This window comes from Oceanobacillus saliphilus (assembly GCF_023522835.1).
In the GTDB taxonomy this organism is placed as follows: domain Bacteria; phylum Bacillota; class Bacilli; order Bacillales; family Amphibacillaceae; genus Oceanobacillus; species Oceanobacillus saliphilus.
This window is the reverse complement of sequence record NZ_JALCZU010000100.1, coordinates 1-276: the sequence shown is the minus strand read 5'-3', so window position 1 is coordinate 276 and position 276 is coordinate 1. Positions and strand designations below refer to the sequence as shown.

Below are 276 nucleotides of genomic sequence, written 5' to 3'. Positions count from 1 at the left end.
GCTGCTAATTTTTCAGCGTTAACTCGAAGTTTGTCTAATCGTTATCCAGAAAGTAAATTTAATGCCACATTCGGTTTTAGCTCAAATGCATGGGATGTTTTATTTCCAGAGCAAGCAAAGCCTCAAGAATTAGAAACATTCCAAGAAATAAAAGGCCCAAAGTACACAGCTGTTTCAACACCTGGTGATTTATTCTTTCATATTCGTGCTGATCGACAAGCTCTTTGCTATGAGTTGGGAAGCATAATCAATGAACAGTTGGGTAAAGTGACTTAC

1 protein-coding gene is annotated in these 276 nt (G+C 37.7%); it reads left to right on the top strand.

Going from position 1 to position 276, the window contains the following annotated elements:
* Positions 1-276 (top strand): Dyp-type peroxidase domain-containing protein (locus MN204_RS20590; protein ID WP_249872920.1); only part of this gene is annotated, 276 nt, incomplete at both ends.